This is a genomic window from Streptomyces sp. NPDC059456 (assembly GCF_042750055.1).
GTDB lineage: Bacteria > Actinomycetota > Actinomycetes > Streptomycetales > Streptomycetaceae > Streptomyces.
On sequence record NZ_JBHYVA010001047.1, the window covers coordinates 1 to 1,824 of the forward strand.

2 protein-coding genes are annotated in these 1,824 nt (G+C 75.3%); both read right to left on the reverse strand.

Going from position 1 to position 1,824, the window contains the following annotated elements; genetic code table 11:
• Window positions 1-505, reverse strand: a 505-nt coding sequence (locus tag ACFXA3_RS42005) for a response regulator (protein WP_385196698.1), incomplete at its 3' end; no start/stop codon positions are given.
• On the reverse strand, window positions 502-1,824 hold a 1,323-nt coding region (locus ACFXA3_RS42010; RefSeq protein WP_385196700.1), incomplete at its 5' end, for an ATP-binding protein. The genes ACFXA3_RS42010 and ACFXA3_RS42005, both read right to left, overlap by 4 nt.

The window sequence follows — 1,824 nt, forward strand, 5'->3', positions numbered from 1 at the left end:
GGGTCGGCGCGCTCAGCCCCTTCGGGAGCTCGGCGGGACCCGGGGCGCGCAGGGCGGCGAGCGCCCGGTCCACGTCGTCCTGGCCGGCCGCCTCCCCCGCCGCCGCGCGGAACTCGGCGTAGCGCAGCAGCCGTTCGCGCAGCGTCGGGAAGGCGAAGGGCTTCAGCACGTACTGGACCACACCGAGCGAGACGCTCTCGCGGACCACGGCCAGGTCCCGCGCCGAGGTGACCACGATCACGTCCACGGGATGCCCGTTCGCCCGCAGCCGGCGTGCGAAGCGCAGCCCGTGGCCGTCGGGCAGGGTGAGGTCGAGCAGCAGCAGGTCGACCCGGGTCCGCTCCAGGACACGGGTGGCCTCGGCGAGCGAGTGGACGGCGCCGACGGCGGTGAAGCCGGGCACCCGGCCGACGTACAGCGCGTGCGCGTCGGCGGCGACGGGGTCGTCCTCGACCACCAGCACCCGCACCCCCGGCGCCTCGCGGGCTTCGCGGGCGTCACTCATGGCGTCGGTTCCCTTCGCATGGGCAGTCGTACGGTGAACTCTGCTCCCCCGCCCGGCACTTCGGCGGCGACCGCGCTGCCTCCGTGCCGGTGGGCCACCTGCCGGACCAGGGCGAGGCCGAGGCCGCGCCCCTCCCCCTTGCCCGACCAGCCGCGCAGGAACACGTCCGCGGCGGCGCCCGTCGGCAGCCCGGGGCCGTTGTCGGTGACGCGCAGCAGCAGCCCGTCCTCCTCGGGCCGGACGGTGACCGCGATCCGGGCGCCCGGCACGCCGGTGAGGGCGTCGACGGCGTTGTCGAGGAGGTTGCCGAGCACGGTGACGAGGTCGCGGGCCGGAAGGGTTCCGGTCCGGCCGTCCACGGCGCGGCTGTCGGGGGTGACGACCAGTTCGACGCCCCGCTCGTGCGCCTGGGCGGCCTTGCCCAGCAGCAGCGCCACCAGGACGGGTTCGCCGACGCCGGTGACCACCTCGTCGGTGAGGGCCTGCGCCAGCTCCAGTTCCGCGGTGGCGAACTCCACCGCCTCGTCCGCGCGGCCGAGTTCGATGAGGGAGACCACGGTGTGCAGCCGGTTGGCCGCCTCGTGGGCCTGGGAGCGCAGCGCCTCGGTGAATCCGCGTTCCTGGTCCAGTTCGCCGGTCAGCGACTGGAGTTCGGTGTGGTCGCGCAGGGTGACCACGGTGCCGCGGCGGCCGCCGCCCGCGACGGGCGAGCTGTTGAGGACCAGCACCCGGTCCGCGGTCAGGTGCACCTCGTCCACCCGCGGCCGGTCGGCGAGCAGGGCGCCGGTGATCGGCGCGGGCAGTCCGAGGTCGGCGGCGCCGGTTCCCCTGACGTCCCCGCGCAGGCCGAGCAGTTCGCGTCCGGCGTCGTTGATCAGGGTGATCCGCCGCTGGCCGTCGAGCATCAGCAGGCCCTCGCGGACGCCGTGCAGCGCCGCCTGGTGGTAGTCGTACATCCGGCTGAGCTCGTCCGCGTTCATCCCGTGGGTGTGCCGGCGCAGCCGGGCGTTGACGACGTACGTGCCGAGCCCGCCGAGGGCGAGTGCGCCGGCCGCGACCCAGGCCAGGGCGGAGAGCTGCCGGGCGAGCCGGGCGCTGATCGCGCGGACGGTGATGCCGGCGCTGACCATGCCGGTCACGCGGCCGTCGTCGACGAGCGGGGTGACCACGCGGATGGAGGGCCCGAGGGTGCCGGTGTAGGTCTCGCTGAAGGTCTCGCCGCGCAGGGCGCGGGCGGTGTTCCCCATGAAGGGCTCGCCGATGCGGCGGGGGTCGGGGTGGGGGCCGCGCCCCCCCACCCCAGCCAGAAAAATAACCAA